Source organism: Cytobacillus sp. GQ23 (assembly GCF_059758675.1).
The window spans coordinates 1-16,558 of the sequence record NZ_JCAXER010000033.1; the positions used below are offsets into that span (position 1 = coordinate 1).

The following is a 16,558-nucleotide window of genomic DNA, read 5'->3' on the forward strand; positions in this document are numbered from 1 at the left end:
ATTTAAAAATAACAGAGATGATTTCGTCGGTCGTCATTCCGCTTTCTATTTCAAAAGTGCCTGGACGCAAATCATTCTCAAGACCGCGTTTTTCTACATCTTTATAGAATTGGATTCCACTTTCAATAATATGGGCTTTTTCAAGCGCGTTCCCAACATCAATGCTGGTCATTCCCATTGAAACGGTTAAAATAGTCCGGTAAACCACTTTTTCGCCAGCTTTATCATCGGTTTTCTTTTCTGATTTATCATCTTTTTTCTCGCTGGACTTTGCTGCAGCGGCAAGCTGCTTGCTCCATTCATCTTCCGTATTAATCACGTAGCCTTCAGCAGTCAGCTGTTCAATCATTTCTTCTTTTGACAGCTTTTCCGCTTTCTCTGTTTTGTCAGCTGGCTTTTCTGTGCTCTTGGCTTCAGAAGGCCCAAAAAGGTAGACGCTTCCGGTCAAAACGGCAGCCGCTAAAAGGCCCGCTGCAAAACTGCGCAAGGAATTTGGTGTCATTGGGCAACCATGCTCCTTTCGCCCTTGTTCGCTGTATAAGGCAAGAGCATCAGATCAACCTCGTTAGGTGTAAGCTGTTTTTTTAATGCAATGCTTTCATTGGAATATCCGCGTTTATGCATATCCAATACTTCACGCAGCAAAAGTCTCTCTTCTGAAGGGCCGCTCATGGCTCCCGATTGCTTCGCTGTAATCTCTGCGTCCAATTCAATATTTCTGATTTGCTGCTGGAGTTCATGAATTTCATTCTTTAGTGTAAAAGTAACCTGATCAATTTGCTGCTCAATATTAGATTTCGACTGCGCCGTTTTAAAAAACGATAAAATGAGCAGCACGACTGCTGAACCAAATAGTATGGCAATTACCCATCCCATCATAGTATCCTCCCTTATGTAAACACTTTTTCTAGGTATCTATTTTTTTCCCAAATTAGATTATACCTTTATTGACGGGGGATTTCGAATGATAACCTCAAAATAACACGATAGTCCTGTTTTTATGTAAGAAAAAGGTGTTGCTGGTAAATCTTATTACTTAGAAAAACCCGGGCCATCCAGGACCGGGCCTCCATTTGTTCAATTTTCTTTCTGCAGCTGTGCGCGTTTGGCTGCATGCAGGATATCTTCGATGGGAGAGACTCTCCCAAATTTATCTTTATGGACAATATGTTTTCTTTCAAATTGGGTGGGGTTATCAATTCCTGCAGCAGCCGCCAGATTGTATAACCCTTCTCTGAGAGAAATGACATAGTTGCAGACTCGGAAATGCTTTTCCTCCACGATCAATCCATCCTGAAGCTTTTTGTCGGTTGTCGCCACCCCTGCCGGGCAGTGATTGGTATGGCAGACTCCAGCCATAATACAGCCGACGCTGATCATAAAACCGCGGGCAATATTGACCAGGTCTGCTCCCATCGCAAGGGCAATCGCAATTTTATCTGGAGTGATTAATTTACCGGAAGCGATAATTTTTACACGGTCCCGTACCCCATACCCTCTCAGCATTTCATCTACAACCGTAAGCGCAGACTGGATAGGGAGTCCCACACTGTCTGCTAGCTCCTGATAAGTGGCACCGGTTCCGCCTTCACCGCCATCCACTGTAATGAAATCAGGGCCTTTGCCGCTTTCCTTCATATAGGAAATCATATTTTCAAGAGCATCCAGGTCACCTACGACAATTTTCATTCCAACAGGTTTTCCGCCAACACTCCGAAGCTCCTCTATAAAGTCGAACAAGGAAGGGACATCATCAAATTCATAGAAACGGTTTGGACTGTTAATGGTTTTACCGACTTCAACAAGCCGAATACTCGCGATTTCTTCGGTTACTTTTTCGCCTTCTACATGACCGCCGCGGGTTTTCGCGCCTTGCGCAAGCTTTAGTTCAAAGGCCTTGACCTCGGGTATTTCACTTTTCCTTTTAAATTCTTCCCATGAGAATTCCCCGTTGGGCTTTCGGACACCGAACATATCAGGCCCGATTTGCATAATGATGTCCGGGCTGCCGGCCAAATGATACTGTGACAGGCCGCCTTCACCAGTATTCATCCAGGTTCCTCCAGCAAGGCCAAGTCCTTTGGAAAGGGCAGTGATAGCTTTTTCACCAAGGGATCCATAGCTCATAGCCGATTGTCCCACAAGACCTTTAACCCTGAACGGCTGACGGCAGCTTTTTTCTCCCAGCACAATCGCATCTTCATCCCGAAGATAGTAGGGATCAGCCAATTTTTCTTCGCTGTGCTCCTTTCTTGAAAAGAGATTATCCCCATCGACCTTATAAACACGTGTGTTGATTTTCCTTGTATTATCCACCTTCATTTCATCCACCAGTTTGGGGAACAAGGTATTTCGTATATAAAAGCCTTCTTCATCAAAATCTCTTATTGAACCGAAGCCTATTAATCTTTCCTTGTATTTGCCGGCTTTGACAACATCCTGATATTCCTTTCTGGAAAAAGGCTTGCCTTCTGTATCATTATTGAACAGGTATTGTCTTAGCTCAGGGCCCACATTTTCTGTGAAGTACCGCACCTTCCCAATTACAGGGAAGTTCCTCAGAATGGAGTGCTGCTTCTGCCTGTCATCTTTTATATACCAATAGATAAATAGAATGACAGGTATAAAAATAACCAATGAGATAAATACAAATAATGCAATGACAAGGTAATCTGTTAAACTCATTTTATCCCTCCTTCTAATAGAACTTGCTTAGAGCCGTGCTGATAGGGGTGTCTCCAGAAGCTGCTTCAATGATTGTATGAAAGGCCGCTTCTTTATCAAGGGACTCCACCAGAACCTCAGCAGCATCCTCGCGCGGGATCTCTGCACTTCGATCATGGATTTTCTCTGACAGGGTAATGGTTCCGTTCCCAGGATTGTCCGTTAATTGGCCAATTCGGATCACAGTGTACACTAAATTGGCAGCTTTAAGCATATCCTCTGGAAGATCCTTCGCTGCAATTTTGCGTGAACGGTCTGTTTCGCGTTCCTCTGCTTTAACTGCACTCAACATCACAAATCTCCTGACATTTGTTTTTTGCGCCAATCGGATGATATCCGATATAGATTGGTGATCAACCATAACTGTCTTGCCTGTATGTTTTTTAGGATTGACGCCTGTTAAATAAATCACAGCATCTGATGCCTGAAGATAGGGGATAAGCTCTTCTTCGTCATAAACAATTGCCTCTGCTGCTCCCAGCTTGACCAGATCTTCAATTTGGTTTTCATTTGCAGCAACAGCAAGAGCTTCATGCTTCCTTTCCGCGAGCTTCCTGATTACCTGCTCACCAACATCTCCATTGGCACCGATTACAATCACCTTCATGCTAACGCCTCCTTTTTTACCCTTTTTCCACAAGAGTCCGTTTTAAAACCGGCTGGAAAGACGGTTAAATCCTTTAAAAATCGATTGAATTTTATTATTTTTAAGGTTTTCTGCTTGATGTGTCCTTAAAAGGGGAAAAAAATAATAGGAGGGATTTTGATGCTAAGCGAGAAACTGATACAAGAATTGAATAGCCAAATGAATTATGAATTTTATTCTGCACATGCCTATTTAGCCATGGCGGCCTACTGCTCTGCCGAAAATTTGGATGGATTCGCCAATTTCTTTTTGGTTCAGGCGGAGGAAGAGCGTTTTCATGCCATGAAATTCTACCAATTTTTAAATGATATAGGTGCGAGGGTGACTGTTGAAGGGTTCCCTCTGGTCAATAATGATTTCAGCTCTGTTTTGGATGTATTTGAAAAAGGGCTGGCTCATGAAAAAGAAGTCACCAGCCGAATCTACAAATTATCCGATATTGCTTTGGATGAGAGGGAGCATGCGACAATGACCTTTTTGAAATGGTTTATCGAAGAACAAGTGGAGGAAGAGGCTCTGTTCGACAGCTTAATTCAGAAATTAAGGCGTATCGATAATGACAGCAATGCATTCTTCATGCTGGAAGCTGAATTGGCAAAGCGGACATTTTCTCCGGAAGGAGAATAATATTTCATGAAAAAAGCTTCATCCATGGCGGATGAAGCTTTTAATATTAAGCCAGCCGTTTAAAGTTTTGGCCGAGAATTTCATTCATTGTGTGAACAGTGATAAATGCTTTATTATCAACCTGAGTAATATAGCTTTTCAGCTTTGTAAAATCTTTTCTTCCCAGGATAGTCGTAATGACTTCTTTTTTATCTGAAGTGAAGGCACCGGTTGCCGTGTGAATGGTTGCGCCCTTTCCCAGTTCATGAACAATATAGGTTTTAATCTCATCACTGTGGTGGCTGATAATCACTATTTCTTTGTTTGAATTGAATTGCTGAAGTGCATAATCAATTACAAACCCATTAATAATGACTCCAAAAAATGCATACATCCCGACTTGCGGGCCGAAAAGCACGGCAGAAGACAGGGCAATGGCTAAATCAGCCAGAAGCACTCCTCTGCCAACTTCAATATTTAAATATTTATTAAATATCATAGCGATGATATCTGTACCGCCAGTGGAGGCCTGCTGGTTAAACACAATAGCCATGCCGGTTGCGGCGATGCATTGCCCAATAATCAGCTGAATAAGCAAGTCATCGCTTAGCGGCTGAGCCATCGGGGCGAACCTCTCAAGCGCCCATACATAAAAGGACAAAGCAAAGCTTGCATAAATGGTTTTTGCCCCAAAACCAGACCCAAGAAATGCAAATCCAACTGCAAACAAAATTAAATTGACAAGAATCATGAAAGTACCGATCGAGAAATCCGGGAATAAATCATTCATGATAATCGACAATCCGCTGACCCCTCCAGTTGCTAAATTATTGGGGGATAAGAAAAAATGGACATTTATCGAAACCAGGAAAGCTCCCAGGTTGATCATTATAAAAGAAAACAGTTTTTGCCGCATCGCCGCAACCTCCTTTTTTATAGTGTATTTTTTCGAGATCCGTAAAAAGTGGAACAACGGGATTATAAAGCCCATCGAGCCCCTTTGTAAAGGGAATGAGAGGAAAAAAATAAGGTTTAATAATTATGAAAATTGGAAGGGGTTGCACTAGGGGATGTTATTATCTATTTTTGTATAATTCTTTTATAATAGATATGATTAGCACGTGCACGAAAGGATGTAAAAGATCTTGAAAAATAGAATGATTATTGTTACTCCCATTATGATACTGGTAGCCGGAGCTGCCATGTGGATGCTGAATAAGGATTATCAGCAGATAGACCTGATAATCCGTTTGATGATAGCTGCCGGTGCAGCACTATTATCAGGGGTTATCTCCTATTTTTTATTCAAGCCGGAAAAAGAAGAACGATAAAATGCCTGTTCCCTGGAAAGGGGCAGGCATTTTTTTTGGAACTTTTACAATTGTACTGTGTATATAAGGTGAAGGGAGCTGATGAAAGTGAACCATGTTAAAGAATGCCAAAGATGTGAAGGAACAGATTTTGCAGAAGGCACCGACTTTATGGCAATCAAACCATTAAATAAAAAACTCTCCGCCGGATCGTTAAAAATCTATCGTTTTTGTTTAAGCTGCGGGGAGGTTGTTTCTATCAGAGTTGAAAATCCTGGGAAGTTTAGAAGCTGGTGATGGAAAAAGAGGTACGAAGCTGAACCAAACTAGTAATAAACAGTGTCAAGAGATTGGATAGATACCGATTATCCAATAGAACTAAAAATAAGCGGCGTCAAAGCCCTTGATAAGCTAGTGAACGCATGGGAATCGGTCGCCTAGAGCGCTACATGAAGCCGAAAAAAAGGAAGCACAGAAGAAAACGGTCGCCATGGCCGGTTCATGAGGCCGAAAAAAAGGAAGCGCAGGTAAAAACGGTCGCCATAATCGCTTCATAAAGCCGAAAAAAAGGGAGCGCAGAAGAAAACGGTCGCCATGACCGCTTCATGAAGCCGAAAAAAAGGAAGCGCAGGTAAAAACGGTCGCCATGGCTGCTTCATGAGGCCGAAAAAAAGGAAGCGCAGGTAAAAACGGTCGCCATAATCGCTTCATAAAGCCGAAAAAAAGGAAGCGCAGAAGAAAACGGTCGCCATGACCGCTTCATGAAGCCGAAAAAAAGGAAGCGCAGGTAAAAACGGTCGCCATAATCACTTCATGAGGCCGAAAAAAAGGAAGCGGAGGTAAAAGCGGTCGCCATGGCTGCTTCATGAAGCCGAAAAAAAGGAAGCGGAGGTAAAAGCGGTCGCCATAATCGCTACATGAAGCCGAAAAAAAGGAAGCGCAGGTAAAAGCGGTCGCCATAATCACTTCATGAAGCCGAAAAAAAAGGAGCGCAGAAGAAAACAGTCGTCATAATCACTTCATGAAGCCGAAAAAAAAGGAGCGCAGAAGAAAACAGTCGCCATAATCGCTTCATGAAGCCGAAAAAAAGGAAGCGGAGGTAAAAGCGGTCGCCATAATCACTTCATGAAGCCGAAAAAAAGGGAGCGCAGGTAAAAAAGGTCGCCATAATCGCTTCATAAAGCCGAAAAAAAGGAAGCGCAGAAGAAAACGGTCGCCATAATCACTTCATAAAGCCGAAAAAAAGGAAGCGCAGAAGAAAACGGTCGCCATGACCGCTTCATGAAGCCGAAAAAAAGGGAGCACAGGTAAAAACGGTCGCCATAATCGCTACATGAAGCCGAAAAAGAGGAAACACAATAGAAAACGGTCACCAAGACCGCTCTAACAAAACATCCTATTGTAAATATCCCCTCCGCCAGCCGCCCCCATATTCTATTTCTTCCGCTTAAGCAGCTGTAAATCAATATAAAGCTGGCACCTTGTATTAAAGTCATCAAAATCAATGGATGTTAAATCAGTAATTTGTTTCATCCGGTATTTTAATGTATTGGTATGGATGAAAAGCTGTTCAGCTGTCGGCTTAAGGCGGCAGTTGTTCAATAAATATACTTCAAGTGTCTTTAGCAGGCTGGTTTGGCTCTCCAGGTCTTTTTTCTGCAGCTTCATCAGGTCTTCGTTTACATAATTAGTCTGGCTGTTATGCTGGGCGATCGGTTCCAGGTAACGGAATACCCAGAGCTTTTTATATTCATAAGGCAGTTCTTCAGGTGAGCCAATGAATTTGGCGGCTTTAATAACTTCCAGGGCCTCTCTATAGCTTTTGCGAAGTTTTAGGATGGAGGCATATTCTCCTCCAATTCCCGCATACACAGTCTGCTGTCTGAATTGGCTTAGAACCGTGTTGGTTAATTCGTGTGCGTCTTCTGAAAGGCTGCCGGGTGCAGGAGAGCTGCTGCCAATCATAACGATGATCTCATGCTGATTCGTAAAAATGTGAGAAGGATGGCTGAGAGCATTTGCGAACAGCCGAACAGTTTCAGATAATTCCGCAAACAGCTCTTCATCTCCCTGGACGACCGTAAATACATTAATGATAAAGGCCTCAGGGAGGATGATTTTAACATTAGCAGCCTCCCATTTTATCTGATCTTCCGTCTGATAGGTCCGGTCAATAATCTTTTGATAAAATTGATGCTTTTCTTCTTCTTTGCGAAGCTTTTTCAGGTTTTCCTGATATAGCAGCTTACCGATATGAAAAGAAACGTCATGCAGAAATTTCATATCGCTTTCTGACAGACAGCCATCCAACTCCTGAACCCAAATAAATCCAAGTATCTGATCTTTATATTTAGCGCTTACAACTGCTCGCTGGTTAAGGCCGATTTCTTCCATTTTCTTAATTCTGAATGGTTCAGAAATAGTCTTTAATTGATCAACAATGCCTTCATCCATAAATTTCTCTAAAATAGGAATGGGCCATCTCTTCGAGAAAATAGTCTGCTGGTTTGCCAAATCAAAATGTTCTATATAATACGAGCTATAGGCCAGCAGCGAGAATTGCTCATCCTCGATGACAACTGGCTTCTTTAAAAAAGTGCTGACCATTTCTGTGATTTCATCAATATTAGTCAAACTAAGGATTTTCTCCAGCGGCTGGCTCATTAAGCTACCTCCTATTTATTGCTTTTCTTATTATAGTGAAAAACAGTGACAGGCACCACCCGAATTTTGTCGATAGAAAAAGGACCTGGCATTTTTCTAGCCAAGTCCTGATAAGCTTAGATTATTTTAAGGATTTTTCAAAGTCTGTAAATTGTTGTTCGATTTCTGCCGATGGTTTTGCAGTTAGCAGGCTGACCACTATGATAGCGATTAAGCTGGCAGCGAAGCCTGGAATCATCTCATAAAGGACATCAGATAATCCTGCTTGTGACCAAATGATGACAGTGCTGGCACCAACAATCATTCCGGCTAATGCTCCCCATCTTGTCATCCGCTTCCAATATAAGCTGAGAATGATAAGCGGTCCGAAAGCTGATCCAAAACCAGCCCATGCATACCCTACAAGGTCCAGAATCGTTTCATTTTTCTCCCATGAGATTATCAATGCAATAACAGAGACCAGCAATACTGATAATCTTCCAATTGTAACTAATTCTTTATCTGTCGCTGAGCGGCGGAAGAATGTTTTATATAAATCTTCCGTTAATGAACTTGATGTAACAAGCAGCTGCGATGAGATCGTACTCATGATAGCTGCAAGAATGGCCGAGATTAAAAAGCCGGTAATGATCGGGTGGAATAATACTTCACCAAGAAGAATGAAAATGGTTTCAGGGTCCTCTATTGAAATGCCTGTATTAGCCACATAGGCGATTCCGACAAAACCAGTCAGCATAGCTCCAATACTCGAGAAAATCATCCAGCCCATCCCAATTCGGGTAGCCTTCTTGATTTCCTTAACCGAACTGATAGCCATAAATCGGACGATAATATGAGGCTGTCCAAAATAGCCAAGACCCCATGCAAAAAGGGATACGATTCCTAATAGACTTGTCCCTTTAAAAATATCGAGGAAAGCTGGATTGATTGTTTTTGCAGTATCAATTGCCGGCCCAAATCCTCCTAGATGGAAAAGTGTTACAAGTGGTACCAGAATGAGGGCAATAAACATAATCAAACCTTGAACAAAGTCTGTCCAGCTAACTGCCAGAAACCCTCCAAAAAGTGTATACGCTACTACAACACCTGTAATGATCCATAAACCTGTGTGGTAATCCAGCCCAAAAGTACTTTGGAATAAGACGCCTCCTGATACCATGCCTGATGACACATAAAAGGTAAAGAAAATTAAGATAACTAATCCTGAAATCAAGCGCAGGATCTTAGAAGCATCCCCAAAACGGTTTTCTAAATAACCAGGTATAGTAATAGAATCATTAGCTACCTCAGTATACGTGCGAAGCCTAGGAGCAACATAAAGCCAGTTCGCCCATGCCCCAAGAGTTAAGCCGATTGCAATCCAGGAAGCGCTTAGGCCAGTGGCATACATGGCTCCCGGAAGGCCCATAAGCAGCCAGCCGCTCATATCGGATGCGCCAGCACTTAAAGCAGTTACCGCAGGACCCAATGTTCGTCCTCCGAGCATGTAGTCTGAAAGATTGGAAGTCCGTTTATAGGCAAAATAGCCAATCAAAAGCATCCCAATCATATACACGGTAATAGAAATAATTAATGCATAATCCATTTGTTAGCCTCCTTTTTACTGGTTTAACAAAGTATTTAGATAAAATAAGTGATGAGAAAGCAGCAGTTTGCTTTCTCAATACCTAGAAATCATGAATAGTTTATTTTAATTATAATAATATTTTAATATTTTGGAAGAAAAATATTATTTTTTGAAGATGCCCTTAAAAGCAAAAGCAATATTAGCGGGGCGTTCAGCAAGCCTTCTCATGAAATAGCCGTACCAGTCCATGCCGTATGGCACATAGACTCGCATCTTATAGCCTTCCTTTGCCAGCTCCAGCTGTGTTTTATTCCTCATGCCATAAAGCATTTGAAACTCAAAGCGATCGTTTGAAATGTTATGTTTCTTCGCTAATTTTTTTGTGTACTCGATGATCTGATCATCGTGCGAAGCTATTGCCGTATAGTTTCCGTTTAGGAGACTTTGTTCTATTAATTTCTTATAGTTTTCATCAACATCTGTCTTCTCTGGAAATGCATGCTCCGGAGCTTCTTTATAAGCACCTTTTACCATTCTTAAAAATGGCTGGTATTTCCCCAGATCCTCCAGGTCTTTTTCAGTCCGGTACAAGTAGGCCTGAAGAACGGTGCTTACACAGCTGTACTTTTCTTTAAACTGTTTAAACAAATCGATCGTTGCCTGGCAGCGCGGAACATCCTCCATATCGATGGTCACCATGATCTTATGCTTTTCGGCAGTATCAAGAATTCTGGTCATGTTTTTCACAACAAGGTCATGATCAATGTCAAGGCCAAGAGAAGTCATCTTTAGAGATACTTGTGAATCCAGTCCTTCTTTGCTGATCATTTCAATAGTTGAAATACATTCCTCTGTCCGTTCGTTTGCCACTTCTACGGAGTCAACAAACTCTCCCAAATGGTCCACTGTTACAGAAAGTCCTTGATTATTCAGGTCCCTGATAAAGCGGACGCTGCTCTTGAAATCAACCCCGCCAATTAATTTTCCTGCCGCAAAACTTCCGCCTTTGTTCTGGGCGATTTTGTTCAGTAAGCTATTTTTAGATAAATATAGGAAAAAGTCTCTTGTAATCGCTTCCATTTTCTTCGGCACCTCCAATGGTTATATCTTTAGATTAATCTTACAATTCTGTGACAAGGTACTACAATGTTCATAAAAAACAAAGATTCTATATTTCTATTGTTAACAGAGGACAATGAAAGGCTGCATTTTCCATATTCCGTTTCAATTTAGTATGTAAGAAAAGTTTCCATATTATTGTTTACAATGACAAGCTTTTGTATTTAAATAGTAATATAGTTTTGAATATTTATTTATTTCAGAAAAATGGGGGCTAGAGAAAATGAGAAAGCAGTTGAAGAAATTCGCACAATTTACAGCATTGTCCAGTTTGCTTGTCCTCTCAGCATGCGGCGGCAATCAGGCTGCAGGGGATGAGGATGGGGAAAGCAGCGGAGGTGTCGTTAAAGCGGATATAGGAGTTATTTCTTATATTAGCGGACCGGGAGCAGCGTATGGCGAAGCTATCACAAATGGCTTAAAGCTTGCACAGGAAGAAATCAATGGCAAGGGTGAAGTCAAGATAAACCTTGTAGTTGAGGATTCTGCCGGCAAGCAGGATCAGGCATTGACAGCAGCTCAAAAGCTTATGAATTCGGAGAATGTGACAGGCATTATCGGGCCTACCTTAAGTACTGAAATGAATGTAGTTGGACCTGAAGCCGATCTGAACGGAGTGCCGATCATGGGAACTTCAACAACGGCAGAAGGGATTCCACAAATTGGGGATTATGTCTTCCGCAACTCGCTTCCTGAAGCATTGGCGATTCCGGCTGCAATAGATAAAGCCATTGAAAAATATGATGCTAAAAAAGTAGCAATTCTATATGGGAATGATGATGTTTTTACAAAATCGGGCTATGACACAATGAAAAAAGCAGCGGAAGAGAAGGGACTTGAAATCTTAACGACTGAAACGTTCCAAAAAGGCCAATCAGATTATAATGCTCAGCTGACAAAAATCAAAGGTTTAAAGCCCGACCTTATCCTGGCTTCAGCTCTGTACAATGAAGGGGCGGTCATCATGGATCAGGCCAGAAAAATGGGCATTGATGTTCCGTTTGTTGGTGGAAACGGATTCAATTCTCCTGAGGTCATCAATATTGCAGGGGATGCAGCAAATGGCCTGATTGTGGCAACTCCATGGTATGGCGAAAAAGAAGATGATAAGGTCAAGGAATTTGTAAGCAAATATGAAAAGGAATATGGCAAAAAACCGGATCAGTTTGCAGCACAGGCGTATGATGCTCTGTACATAATGGCTGAGGCATTGAAGAATGCCGGTGAAGCTGACCGTGATGCCCTGCGTGATGCCCTGGCTGAGGTGAAAGGATTTAACGGAATTCTTGGAGAGTTCTCTTTCGATGAAGAAGGAGATGTCGTAATGGATCCGACTGTCCTGGTTATTGAAGGCGGAGCATTTAAGGAATTTAATTAATAAGCAGCAAAAGTGAAGCTCTGGCGCCTTCAGTGCCAGAGCTTACTTTTAAGAAAATTACTAGTAAGCAGGTGAATGCCGTGTTAATCGAACAATTAATAAACGGAATTACCCTTGGCAGCATTTATGCCATCGTTGCACTGGGGTTTACATTGGTTTTCGGGGTCCTTGGGATTATCAATATGGCACACGGAGAAATATTTATGTTCGGCGCCTTTATTGGTGTTGTTGTCACTTCTACATTTAAAGGGCCGCTTTGGCTGGCCTTTCTGGCAGCGATAGCGGTAACGGCTGCTATGGGATATTTGCTTGAGCGATTTGCACTGAGGCCGCTTCGGAATAAACAGGGGGTATCCCATCTGGCTCCATTGATCAGTACCATTGGTGTATCGATCCTTCTGGAAAATCTGTCCCACCATATTTTTGGCCCGGGCAACCATCCTTTCCGTGCTTCTTTTGCGGAAATAAGCTTTCAGATCGGTTCGATAACTGTATATCTTGTGCAAATTGTCATCTTTGTTATATCTGTTCTTCTCATGTATGCCCTTTCTTTTTGGCTGGGCAAAACAAAAGCAGGAAAAGCCTTAAGAGCTACTGCTGAAAATCTGGAAACCGCAAGCCTCCTAGGTGTTGATGTGAAAAGAACCATTACCATGACGGTTATTATCGCATCGGCGATGGGCGGAATTGCCGGGATCTTAGTCGGGATGGCCTTTAACTCTGTAACGCCGCAGATGGGATTATCCATTGGGCTGAAAGGACTTGCCATCATCATTCTTGGCGGCATGGGGAATGTCAAGGGAGCGATGGCAGGGGGCCTTATCCTTGGTCTGGCCGAAACCTTTGTCGTTGTTTATGGCGATTCAGGATACAAGGATGCAATCGCTTTTGCAGCCATTATCATCATACTTCTCATCAGGCCGCAGGGATTGTTTGGCCAAAAAATTTCAGCATAAGAAGGTGAATTCATGCTTGCAGAATTAATAAATCCATATTATTTACAGGTAGCTTCTTTTATATTAATCAACATTATATTAGGAGTTAGTATTTATATTACTCTATCAACTGGACAGCTTTCCCTGGCCAATGCAGGATTTATGGGAATTGGTGCCTATACGTCTGCACTGCTGACGCTGAATTTTGACCTTCCTATTATTGTGGGAATACTGGCAGGCACTTTATTGGCGGGGTTATTCGGAATCCTCATCGGAATCCCGACATTAAGGCTTCAGGGGGTTTATCTGGCCATTGTTACCCTCGGGTTTGGAGAGGTTATCCGTGTTATTTTTGTAAACTGGGAGTCTATGACAAAGGGAGCTGTCGGTTTATCAGGCATACCGCATATGGGCCGAGAGCTATTGAATACGTTAAAAGACTTGGGCTTTGATCCGAAAATACTTGGGCTTCAAAATAACCAATTTGTATTTCTGGCAATCTTCCTTATTTTATTAGCGGTGACAATCAGCATCATCGCATTTTTCAGAAGGCAGAACCGCTCAAGAGTAGGACGGGCTTTCGCAGCGATTAAGCTGGATGAAAAAGCGGCTGAATCAATGGGCATCAACATCACGTATTATAAGGTATTGGCATTTGCGCAGGGGGCCCTGGTAGCGGGATTTGCAGGTGCACTGTTTGCACATGTTCTTGCGTACATAAGTCCTGCCGATTTTGCTTATCACCGTGCTGTTGAGATACTGATTTTCGCTGTTTTCGGGGGGAGCGAAGTAATCTGGGGACCGGTATTTGGAGCCCTCTTTTTAACTGTAATGCCGGAGGTGCTCCGGTTTATCAGCGAATACCGCTACATGATTTACGGTCTGATCATTATTATTATGATGGCAGTCAGACCGCAGGGATTAATTGATGTAAATATTTTAAACTGGGTCAAGCTTAAAACATCAAAGAGGAGGCAAAAGCATGGTGCTGCAAGTCAAAAAAGCATGTAAAAACTTTGGCGGGCTGAGTGCCCTTTCTGATGTCTCATTCTCGATTAAACAGGGAGAAATCTTTGGGCTTATTGGCCCGAATGGAGCCGGTAAGACCACGATGTTCAACCTGATTACATCCATGTTTACTCCTTCCTCAGGTGAGATCATCTTTAATGAGGACAATATCAATGGTTTAAAGCCGCATCTGATAACGAAAAAGGGCATTTGCCGAACATTCCAGAATATTCGCCTGTTTCCTCAGATGACAGCAGAGGAAAACGTGATGGTCGGGGAGCACTGCCGAAGCAAATCGGGTGTATTCAGCAGTGTATTCAGGACAAAAGCACAGCGTAAAGAAGAGGAGAATATCCGAAGCAGAGCGAATGAGCTATTAGAATTTGTGGGGCTGGGGGGATTTGCCGAAACTGTATCAGACAGCCTTGCATACGGTCAGCAAAGAAGGCTGGAAATTGCCCGTGCGCTGGCCAGCTCGCCTAAATTGCTGCTGCTCGACGAACCGGCAGCCGGTATGAATGAAACAGAAACCAGCGAATTATTTCAGCTTATCAAAAAGATTCAGGAACAGGGCATTACGGTCCTGCTGATTGAGCATGATATGCCGCTTGTCATGAAATTATGCGACCGTATTGCCGTCCTTAATTTCGGCAAGAAGATTGCTGAAGGCACACCTGCTGAAATCCAGAATAATCCTGATGTCATCGAAGCCTATCTCGGCAGCGAGGAGGAGGATATGTATGCTTAAGGTAAATGGGATTAACGCTTTTTACGGGAAAATCCAGGTTCTTAAAGACATCAGCCTTGAAGTGGAAGAGGGCAGTATCGTTACGATCCTGGGCGCAAATGGTGCAGGGAAGACAACGACCATGAAGACCATTTCCGGAATGCTTAAGCCCCAAGCTGGCAGCATTCAATTACAGGGAGAGAATGTAACGGGGCTCAGGCCGGACCAGCTGCTTCGCAAAGGGATTGCCCTTGTGCCGGAGGGCCGCCAGATCCTTTCCGGAATGACAGTGCTTGAAAACCTGGAGATGGGGGCATACCACCGGAAGGACAATGAAGTTGACCAGGATATTAAGAAGGTAATGGAGCGTTTCCCTATTCTTGAAGAAAGGCAGAAGCAGCTTGGCGGAACATTATCCGGCGGACAGCAGCAGATGCTGGCCATTGCCAGGGCAATTCTCAGCAAGCCAAAGCTGCTGCTTCTGGACGAACCGTCAATGGGGCTGGCCCCGCTTATAGTAGCTGACATCTTTAAAATCATTAAAGAAATTAATGAAGCGGGGACGACTGTTCTATTGGTGGAGCAGAATGCAAGGCAGGCACTTAAAATATCCGATTATGGGTATGTCCTGGAAACAGGCAAAATGGTTGCTGAAGGAAGCTCACAGAAGCTTCTGAATGATCCGCGTATCATGGAAGCTTACCTGGGACGTAAATCAAGTTGATTCTAAAAGGCCGAATCCTTTGATTTGGCCTTTTATATTTCTGCATGGTGCATTGTGGTAAAATTAGTGAGAAAAGAATTATTTGTACAATATTTCGGAGGACACATGAAAAAGTTTATGAAGATCTTAAAACGGCTAATTATAGTTTTATTAGTTCTCGGCGTATTTATGTTTTTAAACAACACCTCTCTGCTTACAAAAGAAAGAAATGCTGAGCCGCTGCTTCTTGCACATAGAGGAATGGCACAGACCTTTCATATGGAAGGAATCACCGGGGAAACCTGTACCGCTGAACGAATTTACGAGCCTGAGCATTCTTTTCTTGAGAATACGATTCCATCCATGGAAGCAGCTTTTGAAGAAGGTGCAGATATAGTCGAACTGGATATTCAGGTTACAAAGGATGGACAATTTGCGGTGTTCCATGACTGGGGGCTGGAATGCCGGACAAATGCAAAGGGCAATACAAGAGATTATACGATGGAAGAATTAAAAAAGCTTGATATCGGGTACGGCTATACAGCGGATCAAGGAAAAACCTATCCGTTTCGCGGTAAAGGGATCGGAATGATGCCAAGCCTGGATGAAGTCATGAAGGAATTTCCGGAAGGAGATCTCTTAATTCATATTAAAAGCAATGACCCAGAGGAAGGAGTCATGCTTGCTGAATACCTGTCCATGCTTCCACCAGACAGATTGGAGAAACTATCTGTATATGGAGGGGATAGGCCAATCGCCGCCCTGAAGGAAGAAATGCCCGAGATGCGGGTAATGTCAAAGGCAACATTAAAAGAGTGCCTTCTTCCATATATAGGAGCGGGATGGACAGGCTATATGCCAGAAGCCTGTAAAAACACACAGGTTCATATTCCAGAATCGTATACAAAACTATTGTGGGGATGGCCAAATAAGTTTCTGAACCGAATGGATGATGCAGGCACAAGAGTCATTGTGGTTGCAGGGGACGGCAGCTGGTCGGAAGGCTTTGACAGACCTGAAGATCTGGAGCGGCTGCCTGATGGTTATTCAGGAGGCATTTGGACAAATAGGATTGAGCTGATTGCCCCCATTTATAAAAAAGAATAGACGCCTGGTTTCTTCCAGGCGTTTTAATTTTTTTCGATGGAATTATTTAAAAATTTTGTAAAAA

General features: G+C 42.8%; 17 protein-coding genes. 9 read left to right on the forward strand and 8 right to left on the reverse strand.

Features of this window, described 5'->3' with window-relative positions:
* The 4 genes from AC6CHU_RS22060 to AC6CHU_RS22075 all read right to left on the reverse strand — a co-directional run.
* Window positions 1–502, reverse strand: a 502-nt coding sequence (locus AC6CHU_RS22060) for a hypothetical protein (RefSeq protein ID WP_159861933.1), incomplete at its 3' end; no start/stop codon positions are given.
* Entirely contained in the window at window positions 499–876 is a 378-nt protein-coding gene (locus AC6CHU_RS22065) for a hypothetical protein (protein WP_159862425.1), read from the reverse strand. The genes AC6CHU_RS22060 and AC6CHU_RS22065, both read right to left, overlap by 4 nt.
* Before the next feature lie 201 nt (window positions 877–1,077).
* Window positions 1,078–2,685, reverse strand: a complete 1,608-nt coding sequence (locus AC6CHU_RS22070; RefSeq protein ID WP_159861932.1) for an FMN-binding glutamate synthase family protein — start codon at window positions 2,683–2,685, stop codon at window positions 1,078–1,080.
* A gap of 13 nt (window positions 2,686–2,698) precedes the next feature.
* Entirely contained in the window at window positions 2,699–3,331 is a 633-nt protein-coding gene (locus AC6CHU_RS22075) for an NAD(P)H-binding protein (RefSeq protein WP_159861931.1), read from the reverse strand.
* A 159-nt stretch (window positions 3,332–3,490) separates the two neighbouring features.
* On the opposite strand from AC6CHU_RS22075, the gene AC6CHU_RS22080 reads away from it, so the two are divergent.
* Complete coding sequence (locus AC6CHU_RS22080; RefSeq protein ID WP_159861930.1) at window positions 3,491–3,997, forward strand: ferritin; 507 nt, start codon at window positions 3,491–3,493, stop codon at window positions 3,995–3,997.
* A gap of 46 nt (window positions 3,998–4,043) precedes the next feature.
* Here the strand turns inward: AC6CHU_RS22080 and AC6CHU_RS22085 are convergent, their stop codons facing one another.
* On the reverse strand, window positions 4,044–4,892 hold the full coding sequence (locus tag AC6CHU_RS22085) for a YitT family protein (protein WP_159861929.1): 849 nt from the start codon (window positions 4,890–4,892) through the stop codon (window positions 4,044–4,046).
* 229 nt (window positions 4,893–5,121) lie between these two features.
* On the opposite strand from AC6CHU_RS22085, the gene AC6CHU_RS22090 reads away from it, so the two are divergent.
* Window positions 5,122–5,307, forward strand: coding sequence for a histidine kinase (locus AC6CHU_RS22090; RefSeq protein ID WP_498122799.1), 186 nt, complete (start codon window positions 5,122–5,124; stop codon window positions 5,305–5,307).
* Between the two features lie 81 nt (window positions 5,308–5,388).
* Window positions 5,389–5,583, forward strand: coding sequence for a hypothetical protein (locus AC6CHU_RS22095; RefSeq protein WP_498122801.1), 195 nt, complete (start codon window positions 5,389–5,391; stop codon window positions 5,581–5,583).
* Window positions 5,584–6,720: 1,137 nt separating this feature from the next.
* Here AC6CHU_RS22095 and AC6CHU_RS22100 read toward each other — a convergent pair.
* The 3 genes from AC6CHU_RS22100 to AC6CHU_RS22110 all read right to left on the reverse strand — a co-directional run bounded on the left by AC6CHU_RS22100 (window position 6,721) and on the right by AC6CHU_RS22110 (window position 10,597).
* Window positions 6,721–7,950, reverse strand: coding sequence for a PucR family transcriptional regulator (locus AC6CHU_RS22100; protein WP_498122803.1), 1,230 nt, complete (start codon window positions 7,948–7,950; stop codon window positions 6,721–6,723).
* Window positions 7,951–8,071: 121 nt separating this feature from the next.
* Complete coding sequence (gene putP, locus AC6CHU_RS22105) at window positions 8,072–9,535, reverse strand: sodium/proline symporter PutP (RefSeq protein WP_159861925.1); 1,464 nt, start codon at window positions 9,533–9,535, stop codon at window positions 8,072–8,074.
* A 144-nt stretch (window positions 9,536–9,679) separates the two neighbouring features.
* On the reverse strand, window positions 9,680–10,597 hold the full coding sequence (locus AC6CHU_RS22110; RefSeq protein WP_251283189.1) for a proline dehydrogenase family protein: 918 nt from the start codon (window positions 10,595–10,597) through the stop codon (window positions 9,680–9,682).
* 262 nt (window positions 10,598–10,859) lie between these two features.
* On the opposite strand from AC6CHU_RS22110, the gene AC6CHU_RS22115 reads away from it, so the two are divergent.
* From AC6CHU_RS22115 to AC6CHU_RS22140, 6 genes are all read left to right on the forward strand, one after another.
* Window positions 10,860–12,014: an ABC transporter substrate-binding protein gene (locus AC6CHU_RS22115; RefSeq protein WP_251283188.1), complete on the forward strand. Its 1,155-nt coding sequence runs from the start codon at window positions 10,860–10,862 to the stop codon at window positions 12,012–12,014.
* A gap of 80 nt (window positions 12,015–12,094) precedes the next feature.
* Window positions 12,095–12,970, forward strand: a complete 876-nt coding sequence (locus AC6CHU_RS22120) for a branched-chain amino acid ABC transporter permease (protein WP_048011758.1) — start codon at window positions 12,095–12,097, stop codon at window positions 12,968–12,970.
* A gap of 12 nt (window positions 12,971–12,982) precedes the next feature.
* Window positions 12,983–13,960 carry a branched-chain amino acid ABC transporter permease gene (locus AC6CHU_RS22125; RefSeq protein ID WP_159861922.1) on the forward strand — a complete coding sequence of 326 codons (978 nt, stop codon included), beginning with the start codon at window positions 12,983–12,985 and terminating at the stop codon, window positions 13,958–13,960.
* Window positions 13,932–14,705: an ABC transporter ATP-binding protein gene (locus AC6CHU_RS22130; protein ID WP_095244463.1), complete on the forward strand. Its 774-nt coding sequence runs from the start codon at window positions 13,932–13,934 to the stop codon at window positions 14,703–14,705. Before AC6CHU_RS22125 ends, AC6CHU_RS22130 begins: the two co-directional genes overlap by 29 nt.
* Window positions 14,698–15,408 (forward strand): ABC transporter ATP-binding protein, encoded by a 711-nt coding sequence (locus AC6CHU_RS22135; protein ID WP_498122806.1) that lies wholly within the window; start codon window positions 14,698–14,700, stop codon window positions 15,406–15,408. The genes AC6CHU_RS22130 and AC6CHU_RS22135 overlap by 8 nt, the downstream gene beginning before the upstream one ends.
* 105 nt (window positions 15,409–15,513) lie before the next feature.
* Window positions 15,514–16,494, forward strand: coding sequence for a glycerophosphodiester phosphodiesterase family protein (locus AC6CHU_RS22140; protein WP_159861920.1), 981 nt, complete (start codon window positions 15,514–15,516; stop codon window positions 16,492–16,494).
* The last annotated feature ends 64 nt before the right edge of the window (window positions 16,495–16,558 follow it).

Excerpts from the sequence above, each read along its gene's own strand:
- AC6CHU_RS22095 (WP_498122801.1), top strand. The coding sequence starts at position 5,389 with ATGAAAGTGAACCATGTTAAAGAATGCCAAAGATGTGAAGGAACAGAT.
- AC6CHU_RS22140 (WP_159861920.1), top strand. The coding sequence starts at position 15,514 with ATGAAAAAGTTTATGAAGATCTTAAAACGGCTAATTATAGTTTTATTA.
- AC6CHU_RS22130 (WP_095244463.1), top strand. The coding sequence starts at position 13,932 with ATGGTGCTGCAAGTCAAAAAAGCATGTAAAAACTTTGGCGGGCTGAGT.
- AC6CHU_RS22070 (WP_159861932.1), bottom strand. The coding sequence starts at position 2,685 with ATGAGTTTAACAGATTACCTTGTCATTGCATTATTTGTATTTATCTCA.
- putP (WP_159861925.1), bottom strand. The coding sequence starts at position 9,535 with ATGGATTATGCATTAATTATTTCTATTACCGTGTATATGATTGGGATG.
- AC6CHU_RS22115 (WP_251283188.1), top strand. The coding sequence starts at position 10,860 with ATGAGAAAGCAGTTGAAGAAATTCGCACAATTTACAGCATTGTCCAGT.
- AC6CHU_RS22110 (WP_251283189.1), bottom strand. The coding sequence starts at position 10,597 with ATGGAAGCGATTACAAGAGACTTTTTCCTATATTTATCTAAAAATAGC.
- AC6CHU_RS22080 (WP_159861930.1), top strand. The coding sequence starts at position 3,491 with ATGCTAAGCGAGAAACTGATACAAGAATTGAATAGCCAAATGAATTAT.
- AC6CHU_RS22100 (WP_498122803.1), bottom strand. The coding sequence starts at position 7,950 with ATGAGCCAGCCGCTGGAGAAAATCCTTAGTTTGACTAATATTGATGAA.
- AC6CHU_RS22065 (WP_159862425.1), bottom strand. The coding sequence starts at position 876 with ATGGGATGGGTAATTGCCATACTATTTGGTTCAGCAGTCGTGCTGCTC.
- AC6CHU_RS22085 (WP_159861929.1), bottom strand. The coding sequence starts at position 4,892 with ATGCGGCAAAAACTGTTTTCTTTTATAATGATCAACCTGGGAGCTTTC.
- AC6CHU_RS22075 (WP_159861931.1), bottom strand. The coding sequence starts at position 3,331 with ATGAAGGTGATTGTAATCGGTGCCAATGGAGATGTTGGTGAGCAGGTA.
- AC6CHU_RS22135 (WP_498122806.1), top strand. The coding sequence starts at position 14,698 with ATGCTTAAGGTAAATGGGATTAACGCTTTTTACGGGAAAATCCAGGTT.
- AC6CHU_RS22125 (WP_159861922.1), top strand. The coding sequence starts at position 12,983 with ATGCTTGCAGAATTAATAAATCCATATTATTTACAGGTAGCTTCTTTT.